Raw genomic sequence first — 26,480 nt, forward strand, 5'->3', positions numbered from 1 at the left:
ATTCCAATTAACCTGTTTCCGGTTAATTGGAATAGTGGTTGAATACGACGATCTCGTCCGCGCGCGACATATTGAGCTGATAACGCGCTTTTTCGTCCAACATGTCCTTGTCGAGCGACCCGTCACTCAAGAGCGCGACCTGATTTTCCAGATGTTCGCGCTTCGCCTTCAAGATCGCAAGCTCTTTTTCACGCGCGACACGCTGATGCTCGAACGTCTCCGTCGCGCGCAGGCCGTAATCGCCATGAATGCAATGATAACCGAAATAGGAGAGGAAGGCGACCGTCATGGCCGGAATGACGAAGCGACCGATCTTTCTCTTCTTATGATGCTTTGTCCACATACACGCATGCTCTTGAACGCATTACCAATTCGTTCAATCTAACGCGCAGAGATTAACCGTTCGTTGACTCTAAAAAACGGGCAACAAAAAACCCGCGCCGGGAGGCGCGGGTCAAGCCATTGGAAATCAGATCCGATCAGCCGCGAATGATCGAGCGGCCGGCATACTGGGCCTGCGGGCCGAGGCCCTCTTCGATGCGGATCAGCTGATTGTACTTGGCAAGACGGTCGGAACGCGACAGCGAGCCGGTCTTGATCTGACCGCAGTTGGTGGCGACCGCGAGATCGGCGATGGTCGAATCTTCGGTCTCGCCGGAGCGATGGGACATGACGGCGGTATAGGCCGCCTTGTGCGCCGTGTTGACGGCATCGAGCGTCTCCGTCAGCGTGCCGATCTGGTTGACCTTGACGAGGATCGAGTTGGCGACACCCATGCGGATGCCGTCGCGAAGACGGGCAGAGTTGGTGACGAAGAGATCGTCGCCGACGAGCTGAGTCTTCTTGCCGGCCAGGTCGGTCAGCGTCTTCCAGCCATCCCAGTCGTCTTCGGCCATGCCGTCCTCGATCGAGATGATCGGATACTTGGCGGCGAGCTCGGCCAGATATTCGGCCATGGCGCCCGATTCCAGCGTGCGGCCTTCACCTTCGAGAACGTATTTGCCGTCCTTGAAGAATTCGGTCGAGGCGCAGTCGAGGCCGAGGCACATGTCGTCGCCCGGCTTGTAGCCGGCTTTCTCGATCGACTTCATGATGAAGTCGAGGGCCTCGGGCGCGCTCTTCAGGCCCGGTGCGAAACCGCCTTCGTCGCCGACATTGGTGTTATGGCCCTGCGCGGCAAGTTCCTTGCGCAGCGTATGGAAGACTTCCGAACCCATGCGCACGGCTTCGGCGATCGAATCGGCGCCGACCGGCAGAATCATGAATTCCTGGAAATCGATCGGGTTGTCGGCATGAGCACCACCATTGATGATGTTCATCATCGGCACCGGCAGAAGGCTGGCGGAAGCGCCACCGACATAACGGTAGAGCGGCAGGCCGGACGCCTGGGCCGCAGCCTTGGCAACGGCGAGCGATACGCCGAGGATGGCGTTGGCACCGAGGCGCGACTTGTTCGGCGTGCCGTCCAGCTCGATCATGATGTTGTCGATCTGGATCTGGTTTTCGGCGTCGATGCCGCCGATCGCGTCGAAGATCTCGGTGTTGGCGGCTTCGACCGCCTTTTCGACACCCTTGCCGAGGTAGCGCTTGCCGCCGTCACGCAGTTCGACCGCTTCATGCGCGCCCGTCGAGGCGCCCGAGGGAACGGCCGCGCGGCCCATGCTGCCATCTTCGAGATAGACATCGACTTCGACGGTGGGGTTGCCACGGCTATCGAGAATCTCGCGGGCGATGATATCGGTGATTGCAGTCATGGGTTCTTCCTGCTCGGTGGGTGATAAATGGTTCGAAACCTGTCTTAGTCGAAGGCGTGCAAATTACAATGCTGCAATAGCCTTCGGACCAGCGTTCGGATGTGGCCTATAGCACGATCATGTCAGACTGTTGAACGTCAAGCTGAACCTTAGGCCTTGGCGACCGCATCGAAGGCAAGCAGCTTTTCGAGAAGCCGCGGCATGTCCTTGAGATAGACCATGTTCGGGCCGTCGGAAGGGGCATTGTCGGGGTCCTGATGGGTTTCGACGAAGACACCAGCAATACCGGCAGCCACAGCGGCGCGCGCCAGGGTTTCCACGAATTCCCGCTGACCGCCGGAGGATTCGCCCTGGCCGCCCGGCTGCGCCACGGAATGGGTCGCATCGAAGATAACGGGCGCGCCCATCGCCGCCATGATCGGCAACGAACGCATGTCGGAAATCAGCGTATTGTAGCCGAATGAGGCGCCGCGCTCGCACAGCAGCACGTTCGGATTGCCGCTGGCATTGAGCTTCTTCAGGACGTTCTTCATATCCCAGGGAGCGAGGAACTGGCCCTTCTTGACATTGACGACGCGGCCGGTCTTGGCGGCGGCGATAAGAAGGTCGGTCTGGCGGCAAAGGAAGGCCGGGATCTGCAGGACATCGACGACCTTTGCCACCTCCCCGCATTGCTCGGCGGTATGAACGTCGGTCAGGACGGGAAAGCCGAATTCCTTCTTGAGGTCGGCAAAGACCTCCATGCCCTTTTCGATCCCGATACCGCGTTCGGCCGAAAGCGAGGTCCGGTTCGCCTTGTCGAAGGAGCTCTTGTAGACGAGGCCGATGCCGAGCTTTCCGCAAAGCTCTTTCAGCGTGCCGGCAACCATGAAGGCGTGGTCGCGGCTCTCCATCTGGCAGGGACCGGCAATCAGCGACAGGCGGCCGGTATTGGAAAAAGTGACCTGGCCTTGGCCTTCGCCGATCCTGACTTCGGAATTCGTATCAGTGCTCATCGTGTTTCCTCGAAGGCGAAGAGCGTGCCCTGCCCGGGCGCGCGCTTCACCAGAATGCGATTGTTCTTGCGCGTGTATGTCACCCCGTTAGCAGCCAAATGCGCTTCTGTCACGGCAAGATCGGCGACAGTGAAGAGGATTGCCCGGCCGCGCAGGCCGCGATCTGCGGATGAGCCGGCGATGTCGAAATAGGCCTCCAGCCCTTCCGGCGTCATCAGGCTGATTTTCGCATTCGATGCTGCGATATTGACGCCGAACCCGGTCTTCTCGACTGCCGATTGCGCCACGGCAAGGCTGACGAAGGCAGCGAAGGCGGCCGGCTCCGGCGTGCAAAGCGCGATCTCGATTAGGCCGGTGACGCCATTGGCATGCGTCTCCAGCGCGGCGCGGTCAGCCGGCAGCGTGACGCGCTCGACGGTGAAGAGCAGGAGATCAGGCGCGCGCAGGTCGCCGGCGAAAGCCAGCTTGAAGCCGGCAATCGTCTCGGAACCGTCCGGCATCGTCATCGGCCGGGTGAACTGCAGCATCTCGCCGGCGCTCGATCCGTTGCCGACGAAATTCTGATGATCGATGCCGGCATCCTTGCTGCCGAAAGCCAGCCCCGAAAGCCCCTCCTCGCCACAGCGGAAGCGAAAGGCCTGGTTGCGGGCGGTGAAGACATTGCCTTGCCGCGCTGATGCCTCGCTCTCCTCGACGCTCGCAATTCCGAGCGGCTCCAGATAGGTCTTGTCGGCAAAGAAGACGCAGGCATTCTCCGTTCCGAAGGGATGGCGCGCATCGGCGGCAACGGTGAAGCCGAGCTTGCCGAGCCTCTCGCGCGCCAGATCGATATTGACGACCGGCAGCACGACATGATCCAGCGGGTGCGGTTTGGCGGAGTGCTCGTTCATGATATCCCCCTCTCCTAACACGGCAGAGATGTGTGAGAGTGCCGCCCAAGGCAAGACTTGTGTGCCAATCCGGCGAATGAAAATAAAAATCTCAACGAGTTGGCGCCAAGTTTTACGGAAATTTAGCTACTTGCGGAACACATATGGAACATATAGTGTCTGTTCTGGATTTGTTTCAATCACGAGGTCACAACGTCGATGCTCACGCGCAAACAACAGGAGCTTCTCCTTTTCATTCATGAGCGCATGAAGGAATCCGGCGTTCCGCCATCTTTCGACGAAATGAAGGATGCCCTGGACCTCGCCTCCAAGTCCGGGATTCATCGCTTGATTACGGCGCTGGAGGAGCGAGGCTTCATTCGCCGCCTACCGAACCGCGCCCGCGCGCTTGAGGTCATCAAGCTTCCGGAGGCCTACAGCCCCAGCATTCAGCCCCGGCGCGGCTTTTCGCCGAGCGTCATCGAGGGCAGCCTCGGCAAACCTCAGCCGGTCACCGCCCCTGCTCCCGCAAAGCCCGTCGCCGACAACGGCAACTCGGTCTCCGTGCCGGTCATGGGCCGAATCGCTGCCGGTGTGCCGATCTCGGCGATCCAGAACAATACCCACGACATCGTCGTTCCGGCCGACATGCTCGGCTCCGGTGAACATTATGCGCTGGAGGTCAAGGGCGATTCGATGATCGACGCAGGCATCTTCGACGGCGACACCGTGATCATTCGCAACGGCAGCACCGCAAGTCCTGGCGACATCGTCGTTGCTCTCGTCGACGACGAAGAAGCGACACTCAAGCGCTTCCGCCGCAAGGGCGCCTCGATCGCGCTGGAGGCCGCCAACCCGGCTTACGAGACCCGGATTTTCGGGCCGGACCGTGTCAAGGTTCAGGGTAAACTCGTCGGTCTCATTCGCCGCTATCACTGACATTGGCTAGGCCCGATTCGGTAAAGCTGTTGCTGCGCCAGTCATAGGCGCGATGGCGCATCCATGGCCGCGACAATGCATCGAATGCGGTTGCGACCTCCAGGCCGGCGTCCGTGAAGCGCAACTCGATGGATCCGGTCCTGCGCAGCGTCTCACCGGTGAAGAGCGTCGCACCCGAGCGGCAGCTGTTGAAGCGAAGGCGGACCGAGGTCACGACGATATCGGCCGCGTCGCATGCCGGACCGAGATAGGCGGCATTGTCGATGACGGTTACCACCTGACCATTGGCGAGCCTTGATGTGCACCAGGCCTTCTTGACGCAGGAAAAGCGGTTTGCGTCTCCGCCCGCTGTGGCCGCCCGCATCGCGGTCCTTGCTTCGTTCTGCTGATCGCGGGAAAGCCTGACGCGGCGGTCTTCTCCCTCAGGCGGGATAGCAGGACCATCCAGCATCTTCGGCGGATCATGCCTCGGCAGGACCAGCGCTCTCTGCCACTGGTCGAAGATGAAATCCGGCGGTCTTTCACGGTTGGACGCCATGGCCGCCGCCTCGACGATTGCGACGAGACTGCCATCCTCCGAAATCACCAAATCCGGCGGACGGGGACCCGGCAGAAGCAGCAGGATGAGCGTTGCGACCGCGATGATCGATGTGCCGACATGGCGCAATCGGGTGCGGAGCAGCGTCAGCAGCAGAAAGCCTGCCACGGCGACGGCGAAATACCAGGCGGGCAAGCGGCCGACGTCTATATTGCCATCCCAGCCGGACACCGTCTTTGCGACCGCGATCACCAGATCGAGGCCGAATCCCACCACCTTCCAAGGCAAAACGTCCAGGCCGAAAGGCATGAGCAGCATCGCCAGCAGGCCGGCCGGCATGATGATGAAGGAGATGATCGGCATTGTCGCGAGGTTTGCCGGCAGGCCGTAGGCGGTCAGGCGATGAAAATGCTCGATCGAAAACAGCGCGGTGGAAAAACCGCCGATCAGCGAGGTCAGGAAGATGCCGCCGAAGAAGCCCGCAACCGTAACGAATGGCCTGATGATCGGCAGCTTCAGGAAGGCGTTTTCGCGGACGCGCCGGTCCTTCCACAGCTGATAGCCCGAGACCAGCGCCAATGTCGCTGCAAAAGACATCTGGAAGCTCGGACCCAAAACCTCGGACGGCGAAATGACGACGATGACGAGCGCGGAGAGAGCGACATTGCGCAGGCTGATCGACGGCCGGTCGAAGAAGACGGCAACCAACATGATGGCCATCATGATGAAAGCGCGTTCGGCAGAGACCGCAAAGCCCGAAATCAGGAAATAGGCGGTGACAGCGATGAGCGCGCCGGCGGCAGCGATCTTCTTCGTCGGGTAGGCCTCAGCAATGCCGGGAAAGAGGCTGAGCAGCATCCGGAAGCCGACGAAAAAGATGCCGGCCGACAGCGCCATGTTGAGACCGGAGATGGCGATGATATGAGCCAGGCCGGACTGGCGCAGCGCCTCCGTCGTTTCATTCGAGATGGCACGCCGCTCGTCCGTCACCAGAGCAGCGGCGAAAGCGCCGGTGTCGCCGGGCAGGATCGACCTTATGCGGTCACCAATGCCGCTGCGCAGCCGGTAGAGCCCTTCGAGCAGCGTTTCAGCCGTCGATCTGGCAGCCTGGGGACCAGCCTGCGCATCGACCTTCGTCGGTGCACCGTAGAAGAAGCCGTTGGCGCCGATGCCATCGAAATAGGCACCGAAGGAGAAGTCGTTGAGTTCGGGAAGTGCCGGACCTGCCGGCGGCGTCAGCCGCGCCCTGCCGGTAATGATATCGCCGATCTCGAAGGCCGCGTCCGCGCCGCGGGCGATGGCGGTGATGCGTTCCGGCCGCCGCTTCAGCTCCGGTGCCTTAGTGCCGGTGACCGCAAGAATGTAGCGCCACCGCCCGCGACCATCGCCTTCGCGCCGCTCGACACGGCCGGTCACCGTGGTCGTCACTGATGAATCGAGGATCACGGTCGAAGCCCGCCGGCTCTCGAACTGCGCCGTGACCATGCCGCAGACCACGAGCGAGAGCGCCAGCAGCGTTGCCCGCACTGCCGCCCGGCTGCGGCTGGCGATGAGAACCGCCACTGTCACCGCCGACAGGCAGAGCAGTGATGCAACGAGGGAAAAATCCGATGCCGCGAGAAACCAGACGGCTGACCCAGCGCCGAGGAAGACCGGCGAAAACAGCAGCAGGCGGCCGTGGTCCGCCTCTTCGCCCAGCATGCGCATGCCGGCACGCAGCAATTGCGAGGCTGCGGCCGGCAGCCGGTGGCGCAATGGTGTCGCCGACTGCGTCCGTGTCGGCCGCGTCACCACGACAGGTGGTGAAAAACTGGAGGAGTCGGCAAGGCCTTCGCCTGCTTCCGGCCGCAATTCGACTGTCGTCAACTCCTGCATGAACCGCCCAAGCCCGGCTGCGAAGGCGGCCAGAATGCAACCTCCAATCAAATCCGGCAAGAATAATCGATTGAAATATGAGGGAAAATCGCGAGCGCCAAAAGACCAGTCGAATCATCAGCTTCCGATATGCGTGCGGCTCATCGCTGCAGTGCCTAAAAGGTGATACCGCAATGCACAAAATGCCATCACGGTAACTTGGCATTAGCTTCGCGATCATATAGCTATCGGTGAGGACGCTTAACCCCTATGGCGCTTTTATGGCGCCACCGCCATTTCGGAGGATCAGCATGACGGATCAAAGCGCTACAATAAAAATCGGTGACAAGTCTGTCGACCTTGCTGTCAAAAGCGGCACGATCGGCCCGAGCGTCATCGATATCGGTGCCCTCTACAAGAACACAGCTTCCTTCACCTACGATCCGGGTTTTACCTCGACCGCATCCTGTGAATCGAAAATCACCTACATCGACGGCGACGAAGGTGTCCTGCTGCATCGCGGCTATCCGATCGAGCAACTCGCCGAGCACGGCGACTTCCTCGAAGTCTGCTACCTCCTGCTTTACGGCGAACTGCCGACCACCGTGCAGAAGAAGGATTTCGATTACCGCGTCACGCACCACACCATGGTGCACGAGCAGATGAGCCGCTTCTTCACCGGCTTCCGCCGCGATGCGCATCCGATGGCCGTCATGTGCGGCTGTGTCGGCGCGCTGTCGGCCTTCTATCACGACTCCACCGACATCACCGATCCGCACCAGCGCATGGTCGCCAGCCTGCGCATGATCGCCAAGATGCCGACGCTTGCCGCCATGGCCTACAAGTACCATATCGGCCAGCCCTTCGTTTATCCGAAGAACGACCTCGACTACGCCTCGAACTTCCTGCGCATGTGCTTTGCCGTGCCTTGCGAGGAATATGTGGTCAATCCGGTGCTTGCCCGCGCCATGGACCGCATTTTCATCCTGCATGCCGATCATGAGCAGAACGCCTCGACCTCGACCGTCCGTCTCGCCGGTTCGTCGGGTGCCAACCCGTTCGCCTGCATCGCCGCCGGCATCGCCTGCCTCTGGGGGCCCGCGCATGGCGGCGCCAACGAAGCAGCGCTCAACATGCTGAACGAAATCGGCACGGTCGATCGCATTCCGGAATATGTCGCCCGCGCCAAGGATAAGAACGATCCGTTCCGCCTGATGGGCTTCGGTCATCGCGTCTACAAGAACTACGATCCGCGCGCCAAGATCATGCAGAAGACGACGCATGAAGTGCTCGGCGAACTCGGCATCAAGGACGATCCGTTGCTCGAAGTGGCGATGGAGCTGGAGCGTATCGCGCTCACCGACGAATATTTCATCGAGAAGAAGCTCTATCCGAACATCGACTTCTATTCCGGCATCACGCTGAAGGCGCTGGGCTTCCCCACGACCATGTTCACCGTGCTCTTCGCGCTTGCCCGCACCGTCGGCTGGATCGCGCAGTGGAACGAGATGATCGAGGATCCGGAACAGCGCATCGGCCGTCCGCGCCAGCTCTATGTCGGCGAACCGAAGCGCGATTACATCCCGGTTTCGAAGCGCTGATCGCTTCCAACGACCCAAAAGAAAACCCGGTCAGAAACGACCGGGTTTTTTCTTTTTCAGCACGTCGAGAAGGATCTCGGCGGCGTGCTCGCCGGGCGGCTTTTCTGTCTGCATGCGTTGCCAGACGAGATCGTAGCCCTCGTTCATCGCCTTCAATTGGAACGTGTCGGCCGACAGCCGCTCCATCCAGCGCGCCAGGCTGGCGCCGCGGACGATCTCGTTCAGATATTCCGGCACGACGGCATAATCGGCGATGATATTGGGCAATGCGCCCGTCCATACCTTGATGCGCCGGGCGAGCAGGCGGATAATCCAATCCGTCTTGTAAACGGACACCGTCGGCACGCCGGCAAGGGCGAGTTCGAGGATCACCGTGCCGGAAGCTGCCATCGCCGCATCCGCCTCGGCAAGGGCCTTCCATTTCTGCGCCGGCCCGACCGCCACCTCCGGCGGCGTGGCCCAGCCGGCGACGAGCCCCTTCACCAGCGCTTCGTTGTGCGGCACGGTCGGCAGCAGGAATCGCATCGGGCCGTTGCGGGCGACAAGTTCCTTGGCCGCATCCTCGAAGAACGGCAGCAGTTTGGCGATTTCGGAGGATCTAGATCCAGGAAGCATCAGGATCGCCTTGCCGGCTCCCTCGACGGGTGCGCGCATGGCGCGCTGCCGCCGCGCTTCGAGCAGCGCCGGATCGGCGGTCAGGCGATGGCCGACATAGGTGGTCTCAGGCCCGCCGAGCGCACGCATTGTTGCCGGCTCGAAGGGCAGGACGGCGAGCACATGATCGACATAGGCGAGCATGCGCGTGGCGCGATATTCCTTCCAGGCCCAGACGCTCGGACAGACATAATTGACAACCGGCAGATCCGGCAGCGCGGTGCGGACACGCTTGGCGACGCGATGGGTGAAATCCGGGCTGTCGATGATCAGAAGAATATCCGGCCTTGCGGCGATGATGGCAGCCGTTGTCTGGCGGATCAGGGTATAGAGCCTTGGCAGCCGGCTCAGCACCTGGGTGATGCCCATAATCGACAGCTCGGAGAAATCGAACAGGGATCTCAAGCCTTCGGCCTGGAGCCCCTCACCGCCGACGCCGACGAGTTCCACCGGTCCGCTGTGAACCCGCTTCAGGGCGGCGATGAGATCGGCACCGAGCAGATCCCCCGACACCTCACCGGCAATGACGGCGATCTTCAACGGCGCCCCGTTCATTCGAGCCCCCATGCCGGCAGGCCGCGATCGATGCCGCAGACGAAAAGCCCGGCCTCATCGGCGGCTTTGATGACGGCGGCGCGATCGAGCACCAGCGAGCGGCCGGCCTCGACGGCGACGCCGGCAAGGCCGGCTTTCCTTGCGTTCAGGACCGTGGAAACGCCGATCGCCGGCAGGTCGGCGCGAATATCCTGCTGCGGTTTGCAGAGCTTGACCAGCGCGCCGCGGCGGCGCGGCGAGATGCGCCCGGCGGCTCTAAGATCCGCGACACGCTCCAGCATCTCGTCCGTGCCCTCAAGACCCTCCAGCGCGACGATACGCCCGCCGATGGCGACGGCGCCCTGCCCGACATCGAGCCGGCCGAGCATTTCGGCGGCTTCCGCCGCGCGGTTGATATCGCGCCGGTCTTCTTCGCCCGGTATCGCCGTGCCGAGCGGGCCGACGGCGGCAAGAAGGTCGGGGGCGATCTCATGGGCACCGACGACACGCCGGCCGTTTCCCTCGATCAGCCGGATCACCATCTGCAGCACCCTATCGTCGCCGCCGGACAGCAAGGTGCGGATCGTGGCCGGCATCTTCATCAGAGTGCGCAGCGTCGGGCGCACCTCGCGCCATTCCGGCCGGCGCCGCACGCTGCCGGACATGACGACACGGCCGATGCCGTAGCGGTTCAAGAGGCCCTCGAGAGCTGCAAAATCGCCGACGCCGATGACGGCATGGTCATACCCTTCCCAGCGCCGGTCGCTTTCGTCCTTCAGCGCGACGATGACGGGATTTTCGCCCGCCGCGCGCGCAGCTTCGGCAACATAGGAAGGCAGAAGGCCGCCGCCGGCGATGATCGCCAGCCGGCCCGCAGCGGTATCGCCGGAAAGAGTCACGGACTAGCCCTTCTGCCCCCGGGTTGGCGAGGACAAGGCGCGGTCGCTGTCGGCGGCGATGAAGTCGAGGATGTGGACCGCCTGCTCGCAATCAGCATATTCTTCGCGGATGGCGGCGGCGTTTTCGCGGACGGAGCCCGGTCCTTCGAAGATCGACTTGTAGGCGCGCCGCACCCTGTGAATGACGGCGCGGTCGACGCCGGCGCGCGTCATGCCGACGACGTTGAGGCCGCTCAGCAGCCCGGGATTGCCGTTCAGCATGCCGTAGGGAATGACGTCGTAACTGACTGCCGAGAGCCCGCCGACGAAGGCCTGACGGCCGACGCGGGTGAACTGGTGAACGGCCGAGCCGCCGCCCAGGATGACGCGATCTTCGATGACGACATGGCCGGCGAGCATGACGTTGTTCGACATGATCACATGGTTGCCCACCCGGCAGTCATGCGCGACATGCGAATTGGCAAGGAAGAGATTGTTGTCGCCGACGATCGTCTGGCCGCCGAAATCGGCCGTGCCGGTGTTCATCGTCACGCCTTCGCGGATCGTGCAGTTGGCGCCGACCGTCAGCGTCGTCTCCTCGCCGCCGTGATGCACGCTCTGCGGATCGCCGCCAACGACCGCCATCGGGAAGATGCGTGTGCCCTTGCCGACCACGGTGCGGCCGGTCACGACCGCATGCGACAAAAGCTCGACATTCGCATGCAGGACGACGTGCGACCCGACATGGCAGAAGGGACCGATCTTGACGCCCTCACCGATGGTCGCGCCGTCTTCGACGACAGCCATCGGATGAATGCGAGCGCTTTCGGCGATAGTGCTCATGCCTGATCCTTACGAACGATCATCGCGCCGATATCGGCTTCGGCGACAAGTGCGCCGTCGACCTTGGCGTCGCAATGGAATTTCCAGATATTGCCGCGCTGCTTGTGCTTCCTGACATGGAATTCAACACGATCGCCGGGTACGACGGGCTTGCGGAAGCGCGCATTCTCGATGGTCATGAAATAGACGAGGTTGCCTGGCTGGCCATCCTTCTTGGCACAGATCGCACCCGCGGTCTGGGCCATGCCCTCGATCAAGAGAACGCCGGGCATGATCGGAGATTCCGGGAAATGACCGGTGAAATGCGGTTCGTTCACCGTGACGTTCTTGATGCCGATCGCCGTGTTGTCGCCGTCAATCTCGATGATCTTGTCGACCATGAGAAACGGGTAGCGATGCGGCAGCAGTTTCATGATCTCGATGATGTCAGCCGAAGAAAGCGTTGTCGTGGCTTCCTCAGTCATTTTGCTTGCCTCCAGGTTTCGTCCCGCGCAGCTTCGTCCTTGACATCTGTTGCGCGACATCTCTCAGATAGTCATTCAGCGGGCGCCCAGGTGTACCACCATATTGTCCGCCGGCGGCAAGATCGGTCATGATACCGCTTTGGGCGGCGATCTGCACGCCGTCACCGATCGTCACATGCCCCTTGATACCGACCTGGCCGCCGATCTGAACGCCATTGCCGATCTTCGCGCTGCCGGCTATGCCGACCTGCGCTACGATGGCGCAATGGCGGCCGATCTGAACGTTGTGGCCGATCTGTACCTGGTTGTCGATCTTGGTGCCTTCGCCGATGACCGTATCGTCCATGGTGCCACGGTCGATCGAGGTGTTGGCGCCGATCTCGACATTATCCTGGATGATCACTCGGCCGATCTGGACGATCTTGATCATGCCGCGCGGGCCCGGCGCATAACCGAAACCATCCTGGCCGATGCGGGCGCCGTTGTGGATGATGACGCCATTGCCGAGCAGCGCGCAGAGAATGCTGGCGCCGGCCGCAATCGAACAATCCCGGCCAATCTTGACATTCGGACCGATGATGCTGTGGGCGCCGATGCGCGTCCCTTCGCCGATCTCGGCATGCGCTCCGATGACGGCCAGCGGCTCGACGATCACGCCCTTTTCAAGCTTGGCGCTCGGATCGATCACCGCACTTGGCGCGATGTCGCTTTCACCGGAAAAGACGACCGGGCGCAATGCCGCGGGATAAAACAGGCCGCCCGCCATCGCGAAAGCCGCATGTGGATTGGACGACAGGATGACCGGGATATGGGGGGGTACGAGATCGACGAGCGCCTTGTCGCAGATCACTGCCGAGGCTTCGCATGTCGCCAGTTCATCGCGGTTACGACGCGACAGGATATAACAGACATCGCCCGCCCGGGCCCGGCTGATGGGGGCAACGGACCTGACGATAACATCGGCATAGTCGGAATTGGCGAGTTCCGCCCCAAGAAACTCTGCCAGCTCAGCGAGCTTCAGACCTTCATGGGGCAGAAAAAAAACGTTTTGCTCCATCGGCAATGCTCCAGAACGGAATTGAGTCTTACAGTTCCGGACTGCCGATATCAGAATTGGTTGTTGATGCCAAACTTGAAGTTCTGCGTCTTGTCGAAGTCTTCCTTGAGGACAGGGATCGCGTAATCCAGACGCAATGCACCGAAGGGAGACTGCCATACGACGCCGACACCGACGGAGGCGCGTAGCGAAGCGCTGGTACCGTCGGCCTGGTCTGACCCAAGAAGCTCGACGTCATTGCCGAACAGCGTACCGGCATCGGCAAAGACTGCGCCGCGCAGGTTGAAGTCACGCGGGAAGCCCGGCATCGGGAAGGTGGCTTCCGCAGACGCCGTGAAATAGGTCGTGCCACCGAGCGGGTCATCGTGATCCCCGCGAATGCGCGGGCCGATACCCTTGTTCTCGAAGCCGCGAATATCGCCGTTGGTCAGCGTGAACTGGTCGAAGACGTTCAGATGGTCGCCCAAGGGAACGACATAACCAGCCGAAGCGGAGACCGAGCCGATGATATCGGCATCGTCAGCGAGCAGGTGATAATAACGGGCTTTGCCGTAGATCTTGTAGAACTGCGAGTCGCCGCCGAGGCCGGCAAGTTCGTGCGTCGCCGTCGCATAGATGCCTTCACGCGGCAGGACGGTGTCGTCAAGAGTGTTGTAGGTCAGCGTCTGCGAGACGGAAGAACGCGTCCACGGGCTCTCGTCGACCAGATTGGCGTAGGTCGCCGAAAGATCAGAGGTATCGCCGTCATACTTCATCTGCTTGTAGTTATAACGGAAGGTCGTCGCCAGATCTTCGGTGATCGGCGCAGTCACACGCAGGACGACGCTGGTTTCTTCGTAATCGTAGTCGTCGTTGCTCGACGTTTCGCTGCGGTTGACGTCGAAGCCTGCCGCCAGACGGTAGCCGAGGAAATAGGGTTCAGTGAAGCTGACGCCGTAGGCGCGCGAGCCTTCCTGGCCGCCACCGGCCGAGATGCGGATGTACTGACCACGACCGAGGAAGTTCTTTTCCTCGATCGAGGCTTCGAGCAGCAGACCGTCGCCGCCGGCGGCATAACCCGCGCCGACACCGAACGAACCGGTCGACTGATCCTGCACGTCGACGACCACCACGACGCGGTCCGGCGAGCTGCCCGGCTGGGTGGAAATGTTGACCGAGGAGAAGTAACCGAGCGCTTCGAGGCGGCGCTTGGCCTTGGTGATCATCTGCTGATTGAAGGCGTCGCCTTCGCTCATGTCGAATTCGCGGCGAATGACGTAGTCGCGCGTGCGGCTGTTGCCGCGGATCTCGATGCGCTCGACATAGGCGCGCTCGCCCTGGTCGACCAGATATTCGACACCGATCGTGTTGTTGTTGAGGTCGCGGTTACCGCGCGGCGTGACGCGCGCAAAGGGATAACCGGCAGACGCCACCTGATCGGAGATCGCCTCGATCGACTTCTGCACTTCTTTGGCGTTGTAGACTTGGCCTTCGCGGGTGCGCACCAGCGGCTGCAGCTGCTCTGAGCCGACGCCTTCGACGGTCGACTGGACGGTCACCGGTCCGAAGTCGTAACGCTGGCCTTCCTCGATGTTGAAGGTGAGCGTGTATTTGTTGGTCGCGTCGTCGAAGGTGGCATCGGAAGAGACGATGCGCATGTCGGCATAGCCGCGATTGTAATAGAACTGGCGCAGCGCTTCTTCGTCGGCGTGGAGCTTGTCTTCGTTGTAGACGTCCTTGCGAGTCAGGAACGACAGGAAGTTCGAACGCTTGGTGGCGATGACGGCAGCCAAGCGGCCGGCGCTGTAGGCATTATTACCGACGAAGTTTATCGAATCGATCTTGGTGCGATCGCCCTCGTTGATGACGAAGGCGAGGTTGACACGGCCTTCGCCGAGCGGCACCACCTGCGTCGTGACCTCGACCTCGCTGCGGCCGGTGGCAGCGTAAGCTTCCTTGATCGACTGGATGTCAGCCTGAATCTGGGTGTCGCTATAGGGACCGGCAGCGTGGGTCTGGACGATCGTCGCGAGCTTGTCGTCCTTGATCTTCCGGTTGCCGTTGAAGACGACCTGATTGACGAGCTGGGCTTCCTGAACGCTGACGACGAGCGTGCTTCCGGAAACCGAGATCTTGACGTCGGAGAAGTAACCCGTGCCGTAGAGCTGCTTGACCGAGGCATCGATATCGCTGTTCGAAAAACTCTTTCCGGGAGCGATGGTGAGGTTCGACCGGACGGCTTCCGCGCCGACACGGCTTGCGCCGCGCACATCGATGCGCTGGATGACCGCGGCCTCAGCGGCCGTAGCGGAAACGAACGTCACAGCACCTGCGCCCGAAGCAACAACACCAGCAGACAGCGCAACCGCCGATACTGCGTTCAAAAACTTTGAACCAGCCTTCATTTCACCCATTACCTTTTGTTTCCCTCGTCCCCGGCTCCAGGAGAACCCGATTCCGGTCACGTGTGTCGTTTTACCCGCTTTTGACATACAAGCAAGGCAGGTCGTTAATTTCTGTTTACTTCATTTGCAAGCGTGACCCATTCGCCACTACAGCCTTGAAACATCGTAAATAAATAGTAATTGACCTCGCCTTGCTCGTTTACCCTATCCACGAGCCAATGTCGTTCCAGGTCGTGAAAACCATCAATGTCAGTATCATCGCCAGGCCGATGCGAAATGCAATTTCCTGGGCCGAAGAGCCGAGCGGTTTCCCCCTCACCGCTTCCACCGCATAGAACATCAGGTGGCCGCCATCAAGTACCGGAACCGGCATCAGGTTAAGCAATCCTATCGAAACAGAAAGCACCGCCGCAAGCTGCAACACTGCGCCTATTCCAAGCGACGCCATCTGGCCCGAAGCTTGCGCCACGCGGATCGGCCCGCCCAATTGATCGGCGCGCATCGTTCCGCTGAAGATGTTGCCGATATATTTGAAGGTGCCGGTGACAATATCGCGGGTCTCGATCACAGCCTCGCGCAGCGACTGCAGCGGCGTATAGGTCTTCAGGCGGAAGTTGCCGGCCTCCCGGCTGGTGACGATGCCGATCTGGCCGAGCTCGACCTTGTTGCCGAACTGGTCGGTCGTGTCTACGCGCTGCGGCACCATCGGCACATCAAGTTTCTGGCCGGCGCGCTCGATCGTCACGACGATCTTCTGGCTCGGGCGGATGCCGACATAGCGGCGCACGTCGTCGAAGGTCTCGACCTTGCCGCCATCGATGGCGACCAGCAGATCGCCTGGAAGGATGCCGGCGGCAGCGGCAGCGCCGTCGGGCTTGACCTCGGCAACGACGGGATCGGCGATCGTGCGGCCATAGACCGAGAAAAGAATGGTGAAGATGGCGATCGCCAGCAGAAAATTGGCGATCGGGCCAGCCGCGACGGTTGCAGCGCGTTTCCACAGCTTGGCGCCGGCAAAGGAGCGCGCCCTGTCCTCCTCGGACATGGCGGCGATCTTGTCGGTGTCGGGCTTGCTCGAGGCATCCTCGTCGCCGAAGAACCGGACGTAGCCGCCAAGCGGGATCACCGAAATCTTCCAGCGTGTTCCGTGGCGGTCGGTGAAGCCGAAGATCTCCGGACCGAAGCCAACGGAAAAGGCAAGGATGCGAATGCCGCTCCAGCGCCCGACAAGGTAATGGCCCATCTCATGCACGAAGACGAGCAGTGACAGCACGAGGATGAAGGTAACGATGTTCCCCATCAGAAATGCGTATATGCCGCTCATCGTTTCCATGAGTCCCTTCCGTCAGACCGCCGCGTTGTCAGAGTCCGAACAATGCCGCGCCAAGCGACGTCATTCCGGCCCCCTTTATCAGGGAAAAAAGCCCAGCAAGCAAGAACGCCGAAAAACAGGCGAAAATCAGTCCGTCGACACGGTCCATGACGCCGCCATGGCCCGGAATGAGACGGCTCGAATCCTTGACGCCGAATTTCCGCTTGATGAACGATTCGAAAAGATCGCCCGACTGGCTGCAAACCGAGAGAACGAACGCCACGCCAGCGGCGATGATTTCAGCGCCCGGAAGGAGAAAATGGACGAGAACGACGCCGGCTACGACCGCCGAAACGGCGCCGCCGATTGCACCCGACCAGGTCTTTCCGGGCGAGATCGAAGGGGCAAGCTTTGGCCCGCCGAGCGCCCTGCCGACGAAATAGGCAAGGATATCGGTTGCCCAGACGACAGCAAAGACGAAGAGCATGGCGTAAAGGCCAAGCCGGTCATCGCCTCTGATCGCGGCAAGCGCCAGGCCGGTGGCGCCGGCATAAAACAGGCCCACTGGCAACCAGCGGCTCGTGCCCTGCAGAATGATCAGGGCGATGCCGACGGCGGTGACGCCGGCCAGCATGCCGGCGGCGAATTCGAAATTGCCGACAAGCACCAGAAAGGCAATCGCCGCCTCGCCGATCCAGCCGACGGCATTGGCGACCCAATCCCGCGCGATGCCGGTCATTTTCGACCATTCATAGTAGATCAGCAGGCCGATCACGACCGCCAGGATACGGAAGGCAAGGCCGCCATACCAGGTGGCGGCAAGAACGATGGCCGCAAGAATCACTCCTGAAACGATGCGGAGCTTCAATTCCCTCTGCATCAGGTGCCGACCGCGGCCGCCTGCGACGACAGGCCGCCGAAGCGCCGGTCACGAGAGGCGAATGTCTCGAGCGCCGAGCGGAAGATCTCGGGGCTGAAATCCGGCCAGTATTCCGGAAGGAAGATGAATTCCGAATAGGCTGCCTGCCAGAGAAGGAAATTGGAAAGCCGCTCTTCGCCGCTGGTGCGGATAATAAGATCCGGATCGGGAATGCCGGCCGTGTCGAGACGGGCGTTGATCAGCGCCGGTGTAATATCCTGTGCTCTCAGGCGACCGGCCTCGACGTCGCGGGCGAGACTGACGACGGCGCGGGCGATCTCGTCGCGCGAACCGTAGTTGAAGGCGATGACCAGCGTCAGTGACGTGTTGTCCTTGGTCGTCTCCTCCGCCTCCAGCAACAGGCCCAGAATGTCGCTGCGCAGGCTGTGGCGATCGCCGATCACCTTGATCCGCACGTTCTGGCGATGGAGTTCGGCGAGGTCGCGCCGGATGAAAGCCTTGAGCAGGCCGAGCAGATCGGAGACCTCGGCTTCGGGCCGGCGCCAGTTCTCCGAGGAGAAGGCAAAGAGGGTCAGATATTTTATGCCGGCCGCACCGGCGGCGCGGACTGTCTCGCGCACCGCCTCGACGCCTTTGCGATGGCCCATCGTGCGCGGCAGGCCACGCTGCTTGGCCCAACGGCCATTACCATCCATGATGATGGCAACATGCTCTGGCACAGTCACAAATACAGATTCCGACATTTCCCGTCCGGTCTTTCCAGGCAAAGGCACAGATCCACTAGACCTGCATGATTTCCTTTTCCTTCTCGCCAAGCAAGCGGTCGATTTCGGAAATCGTCTCGTCCGTCATCTTCTGTACACGTTCCGACTGCGCCCGGCTCTCGTCCTGGCCGATTACGCCATCCTTTTCGGCTTTCTTAAGGCCGTCCATGCCGTCGCGGCGGACATGGCGAATCGCCACTTTGCTCTTTTCGGCATAGTCGTGCGCCACCTTGACGAGCGACTTGCGGCGCTCCTCGTTCAGCTCCGGCAGCGGAATGCGCAGGTTCTGGCCGTCGATGATCGGGTTGAGGCCGAGATTGGATTCGCGAATGCCGCGCTCGACGGCGCTGACCATCGATTTGTCCCAGACGGAAACCGAGAGCATGCGCGGCTCGGGCACGGTGATGTTGGCGACCTGGTTCAGCGGCATGCGCGAACCATAGGCCTCGATCGTCACCGGGTCGAGGATGTTGGCCGAAGCACGGCCGGTGCGCAGCGATGCGATGTCGCTCTTGAATGCGGAAATCGCGCCGTCCATGCGGCGCTTCAGTTCCTTGATGTCGATACCTTCACTCATGTCGATGCTCCCGTCCAGAGCATGATGCCGAAAAGTGTCAGCGGTTTTCGGGCGACATCATGCTCTTACTATTTAATGTAGAACATGATTCAACTTTCAGGCCAAACGGGCCTAAATCATCATGTTCTAGCGAGGGCTGCGCCGAATCCGCGGCGCAGCTTATATCAGTTGTCGGAGACGATGGTCTTGAGACCACCGCCCGTCAAGATTTCAGCAAAACCACCCTTCTCGTGGATCGAGAAGACGATGATCGGAATGGAATTCTCCCTGGCGAGCGCCACAGCGGCAACGTCCATCACCGCAAGCCCCCTGTCCAGCACTTCCTGGTGCGTCAGCCGGTCGAGGCGAGTCGCATCGGGATATTTCTTCGGGTCGGCGGTATAGATGCCGTCCACCTGCGTGCCCTTGAAGATCGCTTCCGCACCCATTTCGGCTGCACGAAGTGCTGCGGCGGAATCGGTGGTGAAGAAGGGGTTGCCGGTGCCGCCGGCAAAGATCACCACGCGGCCCATCGACAGATGATAAAGGGTTGCGCGCTGCGAAAAGCTCTCGCAGATCTCGGGCATGGAGATGGCCGAAAGCACCACCGTATCGATGTTCAGCTTGCGCAGCGAGGTCGCCAGCGCCAGCGCATTGATGATGGTGCCGAGCATGCCCATATGGTCGCCGGTGACCCGGTCGCCGCCCTTGGACGCCACCGCGACACCGCGGAAGATATTGCCGCCACCGACGACGACGCCGACTTCCACGCCCATATGCCGTGCCTCGGCGATGTCGGATGCAATGCGGTCCGCCACCGTCACATCGATCCCGAAACCCTGGCCACCCATGAGCGCTTCGCCGGAAGCCTTGAGTAGAACACGTTTATAGACAGGCTCTAAAGACATCTTGGCTCCTCGTAAATTGCCGTGAATGCCCGATACACGAAGGGCACCGCGTTGTCACGCGATGCCCTTCGTGTTTTCCCAATTATGGCTGGAAGATCAACCCTTGACGGCAGCCGCGACTTCGGCCGCGAAGTCGGTTTCTTCCTTTTCGACGCCTTCGCCGAGCAGCAGACGGGCCATGCCGGCAACCTCGATCGGCGCGCCGACGGCCTTTTCAGCTTCCTTGATGGCGGCGGCGACCGTCAGATCCGGATTGATGACGAAAGCCTGCGAGAGAAGGGCGACTTCCTCGAAGAACTTGCGCATGCGGCCGTCGACCATCTTTTCGATGATATTGTCCGGCTTGCCGGAAGCGCGCGACTGCTCGATGAAGACGTTGCGCTCGCGCTCGGCGACGGCGGCATCGACTTCTTCCGGGCGGATCGCCAACGGCGCGGTGGCGGCGATGTGCATGGCGACCTGGCGGCCGATGGCGTTCAGGGCTTCCTTGTCGCCGGTCGACTTCAGCGCGACGAGAACGCCGAGCTTGCCGAGGCCGTCGGAAACAGCATTGTGGATATAGGTGGCGACGACGCCATCCTCGACCGAGAGAGCGACCGAACGGCGCAGGTTCATGTTCTCGCCGATCGTTGCGATCGCATCCTTGATCGTGTCGGAAACCGACTTGCCGGATGCCGGGTAGGTCGCAGCGGCAACGGCATCGACGGTGCCGTCCGTGGATACGGCGACCTTGGCGATGCCGCGGACGAGTTCCTGGAAGGCATCGTTACGGGCGACGAAGTCGGTTTCCGAATTGACTTCGACGACGACGGCCTTGGTGCCCTGGCTCGAAACGCCGATGAGGCCTTCGGCAGCGGTGCGGCCGGACTTCTTGTCGGCCTTGGCGATGCCCTTGGCGCGCAGCCAGTCGATCGCCGCTTCCATGTCGCCACCGGTTTCAGCAAGAGCCTTCTTGCAGTCCATCATGCCTGCGCCGGTCTTTTCGCGCAGTTCCTTCACCATTGCAGCCGTAATCTCGCTCATTAGCTTCCTCTTGTCGGTTCATACGGTGGGCCGCAAAGCGCGGCTCGGCACCGGATTGAGGCACGAAATGTACCTGTATGTATGACAGCGTGATGAAGACGCGTCATAACGAAACTTATTGGACGGAGAGCCTGACGCCCTCCCTTGAAACAGGCAAGGCCGCCGAACTTCGATGAGTCGCGAGCGGCCTTTCCCAGTCTCTGCAAGCATTGGCGGACCTTTTCGATCCGCCCGCCTTCATCAGCCTTCGGCTGCTTCCTCGAGAGCCGGCTCGACCGGAACTTCGGAGGATGCGCCGAGATCGCGGCCGGAAGAGCCCTGCTGGCGTGCGATGCCGTCGATGGCGGCGCGGGAGATCAGCTCGCAGTAAAGAGCGATCGCGCGCGATGCGTCGTCATTGCCCGGGATCGGATAGTCGATCAGGTCCGGATCGCAGTTCGAATCGATGATGGCGACAACCGGGATGCCGAGGCGCTTGGCTTCGTCGATCGCGATCTTTTCCTTGTTGGTGTCGATGATGAACATCAGGTCGGGCGTGCCGCCCATATCGCGGATACCGCCAAGAGCCTTGTCCAGCTTTTCGCGTTCGCGCTCGAGGTTCAGGCGTTCCTTCTTGGTGAAGCCCTGGGCTTCGCCGTTCAGGATCTCGTCGAGCTTGCGCAGACGCTGGATCGAGTTGGAGATCGTCTTCCAGTTCGTCATCATGCCGCCGAGCCAGCGCGAATTGACGTAGTACTGGGCCGAGCGCTTGGCGCTGTCGGCAATGATCTCAGACGCCTGGCGCTTGGTGCCGACGAAGAGAACGCGGCCGCCGCGGGCAACGGTGTCGCTGACGACCTGAAGGGCGCGCGACAACATCGGAACGGTCTGGGCCAGATCGATGATGTGAATGTTGTTGCGATCGCCGAAGATATACGGCTTCATCTTCGGGTTCCAGCGATGCGTCTGGTGGCCAAAGTGAACGCCTGCCTCAAGCAGCTGGCGCATAGAAAAATCAGGCAATGCCATGCCTTGTTACTCCTTTTCCGGTTGAACCTCCGCAAGGCGAACAGCACCCTCTTCGAGGATGCCACCGGGCGGAACAGCCCGGATTTCTCCCGGACGATCCCATGCCTTACGTGTGGAATGCCGGTGCCCATACATTCGATTGGGCGCAAAAGCAAGGCTTATGCCGAAAAAACCTGACGGCTCAGCTTGCCAGCGTCGGCAGCAGCGACAGCATGACGCCAGCGTCGGGCATCGGCAGGATGGCATCGACCTCGGCCGGCAGCAGGGTGCCGATGGCGCTGTCGGCGTTGCCGGTGGCGGTCCCCAGCGGACCGCGGAAGCCGTGTCTCGTCCAGGCAAGCTCCTGGAGCTTCGGGCTCACCAGCGCTTCGATCAGCCGGTTGGCATTCTCGTCGACGACGATCAGCGGATGCGCCGAATAGACGGTCGGGCGCGGATAGAGCACCACCGGCTTTGCGCCGGCGCTCGCCTTGATGCGCTCCCAGCGTGCGGGATCGGCGAGGATCCATTCGACCAGCTGGTTTTCATAGCCAACGATCATCGGCTCGCCGCCAAGACCGCCTGCCAGATACTGGTCGAAAAGTTTGCCTGAGGACGGCGACTTGAAGCCCATGTTGCGGAAAATCGCCTGCACCTTGCCGCCGAAGGTGGCGAGATCGCCTGAAGTCGCGACATTGCCGCTGAACAAGCTGAGCACCAGGCCTGCGAACATGAAGCCGGAATTGGAGCGGTTGGGATCGGTCGAGACGATGCGGGCGCGGCCGTAGAGCGAATTGACGCCGAGTTTCGACCAGTCGGATCCGGCAAGGATCGCATCAAGCAAAGCCTTGAGGTCGAGCTGATGATGGCCTTCGTTCGTCACCGTCACCAATCCCGCTTTCATCAGTCCATCGACGACGGGCTGCCAGGAATAGACGACGATCGGCGTGTTCAGCACGACGCGGTCGTTGCGGATAGATATGCCGTTCTGCCTGGCGATATCGACCATGATCGAGGAGGACGGCCAGAGGAATTGCGGATGCTGCGACAGCAGCGCCTGTTCGCGGACCATCTCGACGGAACCGGCGACACGGCTGTTCACCGTCAATCCGTATCCGCCGAGCGCCCTGATGACGTCGGGGTCGGCCAGGAAGGCCTCCTTCTCGCCGCCGACGAAGCCGAACAGCGTCGTGCGGCTGCCGAGCAGGCCCTGCAATTCCGGCCGATCCCGGACGGCGAAATAACCGCCGGTGCCGACGACGCCTGCTCCGAGCAGTCCCACTCCAAAGGCGCGACGAGAAAGGGCCATCAGCGTCCAATATCCTCTTTGAGCGATGCCTGGATGAGGCGCAGATCGGTGTCGAGCGTGCCGAGTTCCTCATCGACCAGGCTGTCGGCGTAATGGACGAAGGCCTCTTCGAGCTTGACCAGCACGCCGCGCACCTCCTCCAGCTGCTTGGGGTCGGGAACGCGCTTGGCCTCGATGACGGCAAAACCTTCCGCCACCTCGGCGGCACGCGGCAGATAGTAGGAGAGGAACCGCCGTACTGCATTGGCGCTCTCGGGCTTGGCCTCGACCTTGCGAAAGACATCGGCGGCAATTTCAGCGAGATGCCGGACTGCGGCCGCCATCTGACGATCGTTTATCGTGTCGGCGGCAGTCTCCAGCCTCTGCGCGAAGGGAACGGCGGCCTCCAGCAGGTCGCGGGCAAAGGCGACGCGCCCGCTGCCGATGCTCTTGATATCGAAGCCTTCGAATAGCCGGCGCGGTGCGAGCAGAATGACGAGGCCGGCAAAGACCAGAAGGGCAATGATGATGGCGATCCAGAAGGGCATGCCGGCGGCAAAGCTCAAGAGCGGCACGGTGATTGCCGCCGCCAATCCCGCCACGATCCAGTTGCCGTCATTGCCGAGCCAGTTGCGCATGCCTGTCCTAATTGTAGCCTCGCGCAGTTCGGAAGGCGGTGGCGAGATCCGAACCGCCGTCGAACACGCGCGCCGAGGTCAGCTTGGCGAGGCTGTCGAGCTGGGTCTTGTCGGCATCGCCGAATGTGATGCCGAAGATCGGCACATGCGGCTCCATCGCGTTCCATTCGCTGGTGAAGGCCTGGCTTTGATCATCGGACTTGCCGTCGGTCATGATGACGATGGCAGGCAGATAAGTCGAGAGCTTGTCGGTTCGGGCAATCTGCTGCAGAGCCCGTTCGGCGCAGGCATACATGTTCGTGCCGCCATTGGCCTTCTGCCGGGAAATCTCGTTCAGCAGCCCTTCCTGCTCCAGCGGATTTCCACTCGCCATGAAAGTGTTGCGCACGCTGCCGTCGAAGGGAATGACGATGATCTGATCGGCGGGCGACCATTGCACCAGCACCTTGCTCGCCTCGTCGGGCGTCAACAGGAAACGCATCGCCTTCTGCAGCTGGTCCTCGCCCTCCCCTTGCATCGAACCGGAAAAATCGAGGCAGAGCGCGGTCAGGGACGGTTTGCGCAGCGCGGCCTGATAAAGGTTGAGCGCCTGGCGGATGACGCCCGCCTCCGGCATGCGGATTGCCGTCACCAGCCGGGCGGGATCGAAATTCCAGCTCGACTCCGGTTTTGCGGCTACGCCGGTCAGCGGAATGCGCCGGCCGGTATCGGCGATGCGCTGCTGCACGGGGGCCGAGCTGAGATAGGCGAGCAGATCGTTGAAAAAGGTCTGGACTTCAGGCCCGCGGCCATGATCGACGAAACCGATCGGCGAATCCGCCATAGCCACACCATCGGCCGGATAGATCGCGTAAAGCGGTTCCTGCGACAGGGCGGCGAGCTTGTCGTTGGTTTCCTTCAGCACCGCCTCGTAATTCCACATCGCGTCATAGACCGTGCCCTTGCCGGCGGATTCGACATAGAGATCGGCAAGCCAGCCGGAAGAGCCGGAAGAGCGCACGACACCTGACAGCAGCGATCGGACGCTTTCCTGGACGTGTCTGTCGTCGAGATCGCCGGGTTCGATCACCGGTTTGTTGCCGAGCGCGCTCGACAGCATGGCAAGATAGGCGCTGGCGCCCGAATTGGATTGCGTCGCCGAGGTCATCAGGAACTTCAGTGATCCGCTCTCGACGGCAGCGAGAATGTCCTTCATGAAGACGTCCTTGCCGATCCAGCCGAGCTGCTGCGCCTTCGACCTGCGCACGCCCATGACCACCGGCGTCTGGGCGATCGAGGTCAGGCTCTTGACGCGGCGCTTGGTGTCGAACATGTCGACCCAGACGCTGGAGGCCGGCCAGACCGCATCCTGCGCGACGCCCTGGTCACTCTGCAGCGCCAGGCCGATATCGAGCGTGCCTTCATATTTGAAGGTGCAGGTGGCGTTCTTCTGCTTGCAGAATTCTTCGACGATCGGCTGCAGAACGGTGTTCTCCGATCCCGATACGATCGAGAAGTCCGGCCCCTGGCCGAAGGGATTGCAACCGGCAAGGGGCAGAAGGGCAAGAAGTGCCAGGCCTGAAAGCAGTGCTCGCATCGTCATCTTGCCGATCACGCCTGGGTCATCGCCTTCTTGAGTTCGATCGTCATCTGCTCCATCTGCTGTTCGGCGAGCGCCCGCTTGCGGCGCCCCTCCTCCTGAACCTGCAGCACGCCTGATATCGTATCGATCAGATCCCTGTTGGCCTTGGCGAGCGTGTCGATATCGACGATGCCGCGCTGCGACTGCTGTTCGATTGATATCGCCTGGTCCTTCATCATCTCGGATGCCTGGCGGATCATGTCGTTGGTGGCGTCGGTCACCGCCTTCTGCAGGTCGAGCGCCGATTTCTGCCGCGTCAGGCCGAGCAGGATCACCATCTTCTGCTTCCAGGCCGGCACCGTCAGCGCCGAAGTCGCCTGCAGATTCTCGATCAGCGTCTCGTCGCCCGCCTGAACGATGCGGATCTGCGGCAATTGCTGGATGCCGAGCTGGCGGGCCTGCTGCAGGTAGAACACCCGCTTCTCAAGCCGGTCGAGCGCCTGCAGGCTGTCCTGATAGGTCTGCGCCTCCAGCATGCCGCCGCCGGGGCCGGTCGCTGCCGCCTCGGCTTGCGCCTTCAGCCTCGGCAGCTCGACGCTGCGAAAACGCTCGGCGAAAGTCTTGCCGGCCTGAACATAAGCCTCGAGCCGCATGATCGATTGCCTGGTTTCCTCATGCAGGTCGTCGAGCAACGCAATGTCGCGCCTCAGCGTATCCTTGTGACGGTCGAGCTCCAGACCGATCCGGTCGATCTGGCCGGCCACGTCTTCGAACTCCGCCTTGAAGCGTTCGAGCCGGGCCTTGGCCGAGAGAAACATGCGGCTGAGGAAACCCTTATCCTTCAGCGATGCCGGATCGAGGCTTTTCGATTTGAGGATGATATCGGTCAGCAGGCGGCCGACATCGCCGAGGTCCTTGTTGCGGACTTCGCGCAGGATCCTGTCGGCATAATCGCTGACCGCCTGCTGGACGCGGTCGCCATAGACCGAGATGCCGGCACGGTCGGTGATATTGATGCTATCGGAAATGCGGGCAATTTCCGCCGGATCAGCGACAACAACCGGCAGGGCGGCATTCTGAACAGTCGCGAGATCGGTGTCGGCCATGGTTCGGGCTTTCAAGCTTGCGATGCGTAATGGCTACGCAGTCTAGCAGATAGACGTCATCGCAATGGCTTGGCCGCCAGGATCGCACCGACC

General features: G+C 61.5%; 24 protein-coding genes. 2 read left to right on the forward strand and 22 right to left on the reverse strand.

Features of this window, described 5'->3' with window-relative positions:
- Positions 1-22 precede the first annotated feature (22 nt).
- The 4 genes from FFM53_RS02310 to FFM53_RS02325 form a co-directional block, all read right to left on the reverse strand.
- Entirely contained in the window at positions 23-343 is a 321-nt protein-coding gene (locus tag FFM53_RS02310) for an FtsB family cell division protein (RefSeq protein WP_012757326.1), read from the reverse strand.
- Between the two features lie 136 nt (positions 344-479).
- Positions 480-1,754, reverse strand: a complete 1,275-nt coding sequence (gene eno / locus FFM53_RS02315; RefSeq protein ID WP_033182549.1) for a phosphopyruvate hydratase — start codon at positions 1,752-1,754, stop codon at positions 480-482.
- Between the two features lie 149 nt (positions 1,755-1,903).
- A complete protein-coding gene (gene kdsA / locus FFM53_RS02320; protein ID WP_138389266.1) occupies positions 1,904-2,749 on the reverse strand; it encodes a 3-deoxy-8-phosphooctulonate synthase in 846 nt (281 codons plus the stop codon).
- Entirely contained in the window at positions 2,746-3,639 is an 894-nt protein-coding gene (locus tag FFM53_RS02325) for a VOC family protein (protein WP_138389267.1), read from the reverse strand. The genes kdsA and FFM53_RS02325 overlap by 4 nt, the downstream gene beginning before the upstream one ends.
- Before the next feature lie 198 nt (positions 3,640-3,837).
- Between FFM53_RS02325 and lexA the strand changes: the two genes are divergently transcribed.
- Positions 3,838-4,557 carry a transcriptional repressor LexA gene (gene lexA, locus FFM53_RS02330; RefSeq protein WP_062943637.1) on the forward strand — a complete coding sequence of 240 codons (720 nt, stop codon included), beginning with the start codon at positions 3,838-3,840 and terminating at the stop codon, positions 4,555-4,557.
- Here lexA and FFM53_RS02335 read toward each other — a convergent pair.
- Positions 4,538-6,970: a ComEC/Rec2 family competence protein gene (locus tag FFM53_RS02335; RefSeq protein ID WP_138389304.1), complete on the reverse strand. Its 2,433-nt coding sequence runs from the start codon at positions 6,968-6,970 to the stop codon at positions 4,538-4,540. The genes lexA and FFM53_RS02335 overlap by 20 nt on opposite strands.
- A 290-nt stretch (positions 6,971-7,260) precedes the next feature.
- Here FFM53_RS02335 and gltA point away from each other — a divergent pair, with 290 nt between their 5' ends.
- Positions 7,261-8,550, forward strand: coding sequence for a citrate synthase (gene gltA / locus FFM53_RS02340; RefSeq protein WP_003539304.1), 1,290 nt, complete (start codon positions 7,261-7,263; stop codon positions 8,548-8,550).
- A 30-nt stretch (positions 8,551-8,580) separates the two neighbouring features.
- On the opposite strand, the gene lpxB is transcribed toward gltA, so the two are convergent.
- From lpxB to FFM53_RS02425, 17 genes are all read right to left on the reverse strand, one after another.
- Positions 8,581-9,759: a lipid-A-disaccharide synthase gene (lpxB, locus tag FFM53_RS02345; RefSeq protein WP_138389268.1), complete on the reverse strand. Its 1,179-nt coding sequence runs from the start codon at positions 9,757-9,759 to the stop codon at positions 8,581-8,583.
- Positions 9,756-10,637, reverse strand: a complete 882-nt coding sequence (locus FFM53_RS02350; RefSeq protein ID WP_062943640.1) for an LpxI family protein — start codon at positions 10,635-10,637, stop codon at positions 9,756-9,758. The genes lpxB and FFM53_RS02350 overlap by 4 nt, the downstream gene beginning before the upstream one ends.
- A gap of 3 nt (positions 10,638-10,640) precedes the next feature.
- The gene (gene lpxA / locus FFM53_RS02355; protein WP_003559078.1) at positions 10,641-11,459 is read right to left on the reverse strand and encodes an acyl-ACP--UDP-N-acetylglucosamine O-acyltransferase; all 819 of its coding nucleotides are present in this window, start codon (positions 11,457-11,459) and stop codon (positions 10,641-10,643) included.
- A complete protein-coding gene (fabZ, locus tag FFM53_RS02360) occupies positions 11,456-11,923 on the reverse strand; it encodes a 3-hydroxyacyl-ACP dehydratase FabZ (protein WP_003539296.1) in 468 nt (155 codons plus the stop codon). Before fabZ ends, lpxA begins: the two co-directional genes overlap by 4 nt.
- Positions 11,916-12,980, reverse strand: a complete 1,065-nt coding sequence (gene lpxD / locus FFM53_RS02365; RefSeq protein WP_138329622.1) for a UDP-3-O-(3-hydroxymyristoyl)glucosamine N-acyltransferase — start codon at positions 12,978-12,980, stop codon at positions 11,916-11,918. Before lpxD ends, fabZ begins: the two co-directional genes overlap by 8 nt.
- 50 nt (positions 12,981-13,030) lie before the next feature.
- A complete protein-coding gene (bamA, locus tag FFM53_RS02370) occupies positions 13,031-15,364 on the reverse strand; it encodes an outer membrane protein assembly factor BamA (RefSeq protein ID WP_138389269.1) in 2,334 nt (777 codons plus the stop codon).
- A 199-nt stretch (positions 15,365-15,563) separates the two neighbouring features.
- Positions 15,564-16,697: an RIP metalloprotease RseP gene (gene rseP, locus FFM53_RS02375; RefSeq protein ID WP_064654224.1), complete on the reverse strand. Its 1,134-nt coding sequence runs from the start codon at positions 16,695-16,697 to the stop codon at positions 15,564-15,566.
- 28 nt (positions 16,698-16,725) lie between these two features.
- The gene (locus FFM53_RS02380) at positions 16,726-17,556 is read right to left on the reverse strand and encodes a phosphatidate cytidylyltransferase (protein ID WP_138389270.1); all 831 of its coding nucleotides are present in this window, start codon (positions 17,554-17,556) and stop codon (positions 16,726-16,728) included.
- On the reverse strand, positions 17,556-18,299 hold the full coding sequence (locus FFM53_RS02385) for an isoprenyl transferase (RefSeq protein ID WP_003539291.1): 744 nt from the start codon (positions 18,297-18,299) through the stop codon (positions 17,556-17,558). The genes FFM53_RS02380 and FFM53_RS02385 overlap by 1 nt, the downstream gene beginning before the upstream one ends.
- 37 nt (positions 18,300-18,336) lie before the next feature.
- Complete coding sequence (gene frr / locus FFM53_RS02390) at positions 18,337-18,897, reverse strand: ribosome recycling factor (RefSeq protein WP_003559065.1); 561 nt, start codon at positions 18,895-18,897, stop codon at positions 18,337-18,339.
- A 164-nt stretch (positions 18,898-19,061) separates the two neighbouring features.
- The gene (gene pyrH / locus FFM53_RS02395; protein ID WP_003539289.1) at positions 19,062-19,784 is read right to left on the reverse strand and encodes a UMP kinase; all 723 of its coding nucleotides are present in this window, start codon (positions 19,782-19,784) and stop codon (positions 19,062-19,064) included.
- Positions 19,785-19,880: 96 nt separating this feature from the next.
- Entirely contained in the window at positions 19,881-20,807 is a 927-nt protein-coding gene (gene tsf / locus FFM53_RS02400) for a translation elongation factor Ts (protein ID WP_029873155.1), read from the reverse strand.
- Between the two features lie 240 nt (positions 20,808-21,047).
- Positions 21,048-21,815 carry a 30S ribosomal protein S2 gene (gene rpsB / locus FFM53_RS02405; RefSeq protein ID WP_003539287.1) on the reverse strand — a complete coding sequence of 256 codons (768 nt, stop codon included), beginning with the start codon at positions 21,813-21,815 and terminating at the stop codon, positions 21,048-21,050.
- 181 nt (positions 21,816-21,996) lie between these two features.
- Complete coding sequence (locus FFM53_RS02410) at positions 21,997-23,103, reverse strand: type 2 periplasmic-binding domain-containing protein (protein ID WP_138329630.1); 1,107 nt, start codon at positions 23,101-23,103, stop codon at positions 21,997-21,999.
- Complete coding sequence (locus tag FFM53_RS02415; protein ID WP_138389271.1) at positions 23,103-23,720, reverse strand: 5-bromo-4-chloroindolyl phosphate hydrolysis family protein; 618 nt, start codon at positions 23,718-23,720, stop codon at positions 23,103-23,105. The genes FFM53_RS02410 and FFM53_RS02415 overlap by 1 nt, the downstream gene beginning before the upstream one ends.
- Before the next feature lie 7 nt (positions 23,721-23,727).
- Positions 23,728-25,296, reverse strand: coding sequence for a substrate-binding domain-containing protein (locus FFM53_RS02420; RefSeq protein ID WP_138389305.1), 1,569 nt, complete (start codon positions 25,294-25,296; stop codon positions 23,728-23,730).
- 14 nt (positions 25,297-25,310) lie between these two features.
- Complete coding sequence (locus tag FFM53_RS02425) at positions 25,311-26,387, reverse strand: toxic anion resistance protein (protein ID WP_138389272.1); 1,077 nt, start codon at positions 26,385-26,387, stop codon at positions 25,311-25,313.
- Between the last annotated feature and the right edge of the window lie 93 nt (positions 26,388-26,480).

The organism is Rhizobium indicum, assembly GCF_005862305.2.
Lineage (GTDB): Bacteria > Pseudomonadota > Alphaproteobacteria > Rhizobiales > Rhizobiaceae > Rhizobium > Rhizobium indicum.

Bases quoted from the DNA above. Each gene is read 5' to 3' on its own strand.
- FFM53_RS02310 (WP_012757326.1), bottom strand. From the start codon at position 343: ATGTGGACAAAGCATCATAAGAAGAGAAAGATCGGTCGCTTCGTCATT.
- eno (WP_033182549.1), bottom strand. From the start codon at position 1,754: ATGACTGCAATCACCGATATCATCGCCCGCGAGATTCTCGATAGCCGT.
- kdsA (WP_138389266.1), bottom strand. From the start codon at position 2,749: ATGAGCACTGATACGAATTCCGAAGTCAGGATCGGCGAAGGCCAAGGC.
- FFM53_RS02325 (WP_138389267.1), bottom strand. From the start codon at position 3,639: ATGAACGAGCACTCCGCCAAACCGCACCCGCTGGATCATGTCGTGCTG.
- lexA (WP_062943637.1), top strand. From the start codon at position 3,838: ATGCTCACGCGCAAACAACAGGAGCTTCTCCTTTTCATTCATGAGCGC.
- FFM53_RS02335 (WP_138389304.1), bottom strand. From the start codon at position 6,970: ATGCAGGAGTTGACGACAGTCGAATTGCGGCCGGAAGCAGGCGAAGGC.
- gltA (WP_003539304.1), top strand. From the start codon at position 7,261: ATGACGGATCAAAGCGCTACAATAAAAATCGGTGACAAGTCTGTCGAC.
- lpxB (WP_138389268.1), bottom strand. From the start codon at position 9,759: ATGAACGGGGCGCCGTTGAAGATCGCCGTCATTGCCGGTGAGGTGTCG.
- lpxA (WP_003559078.1), bottom strand. From the start codon at position 11,459: ATGAGCACTATCGCCGAAAGCGCTCGCATTCATCCGATGGCTGTCGTC.
- fabZ (WP_003539296.1), bottom strand. From the start codon at position 11,923: ATGACTGAGGAAGCCACGACAACGCTTTCTTCGGCTGACATCATCGAG.
- lpxD (WP_138329622.1), bottom strand. From the start codon at position 12,980: ATGGAGCAAAACGTTTTTTTTCTGCCCCATGAAGGTCTGAAGCTCGCT.
- bamA (WP_138389269.1), bottom strand. From the start codon at position 15,364: ATGAAGGCTGGTTCAAAGTTTTTGAACGCAGTATCGGCGGTTGCGCTG.
- rseP (WP_064654224.1), bottom strand. From the start codon at position 16,697: ATGGAAACGATGAGCGGCATATACGCATTTCTGATGGGGAACATCGTT.
- FFM53_RS02380 (WP_138389270.1), bottom strand. From the start codon at position 17,556: ATGCAGAGGGAATTGAAGCTCCGCATCGTTTCAGGAGTGATTCTTGCG.
- FFM53_RS02385 (WP_003539291.1), bottom strand. From the start codon at position 18,299: ATGTCGGAATCTGTATTTGTGACTGTGCCAGAGCATGTTGCCATCATC.
- frr (WP_003559065.1), bottom strand. From the start codon at position 18,897: ATGAGTGAAGGTATCGACATCAAGGAACTGAAGCGCCGCATGGACGGC.
- pyrH (WP_003539289.1), bottom strand. From the start codon at position 19,784: ATGTCTTTAGAGCCTGTCTATAAACGTGTTCTACTCAAGGCTTCCGGC.
- tsf (WP_029873155.1), bottom strand. From the start codon at position 20,807: ATGAGCGAGATTACGGCTGCAATGGTGAAGGAACTGCGCGAAAAGACC.
- rpsB (WP_003539287.1), bottom strand. From the start codon at position 21,815: ATGGCATTGCCTGATTTTTCTATGCGCCAGCTGCTTGAGGCAGGCGTT.
- FFM53_RS02410 (WP_138329630.1), bottom strand. From the start codon at position 23,103: ATGGCCCTTTCTCGTCGCGCCTTTGGAGTGGGACTGCTCGGAGCAGGC.
- FFM53_RS02415 (WP_138389271.1), bottom strand. From the start codon at position 23,720: ATGCGCAACTGGCTCGGCAATGACGGCAACTGGATCGTGGCGGGATTG.
- FFM53_RS02420 (WP_138389305.1), bottom strand. From the start codon at position 25,296: ATGCGAGCACTGCTTTCAGGCCTGGCACTTCTTGCCCTTCTGCCCCTT.
- FFM53_RS02425 (WP_138389272.1), bottom strand. From the start codon at position 26,387: ATGGCCGACACCGATCTCGCGACTGTTCAGAATGCCGCCCTGCCGGTT.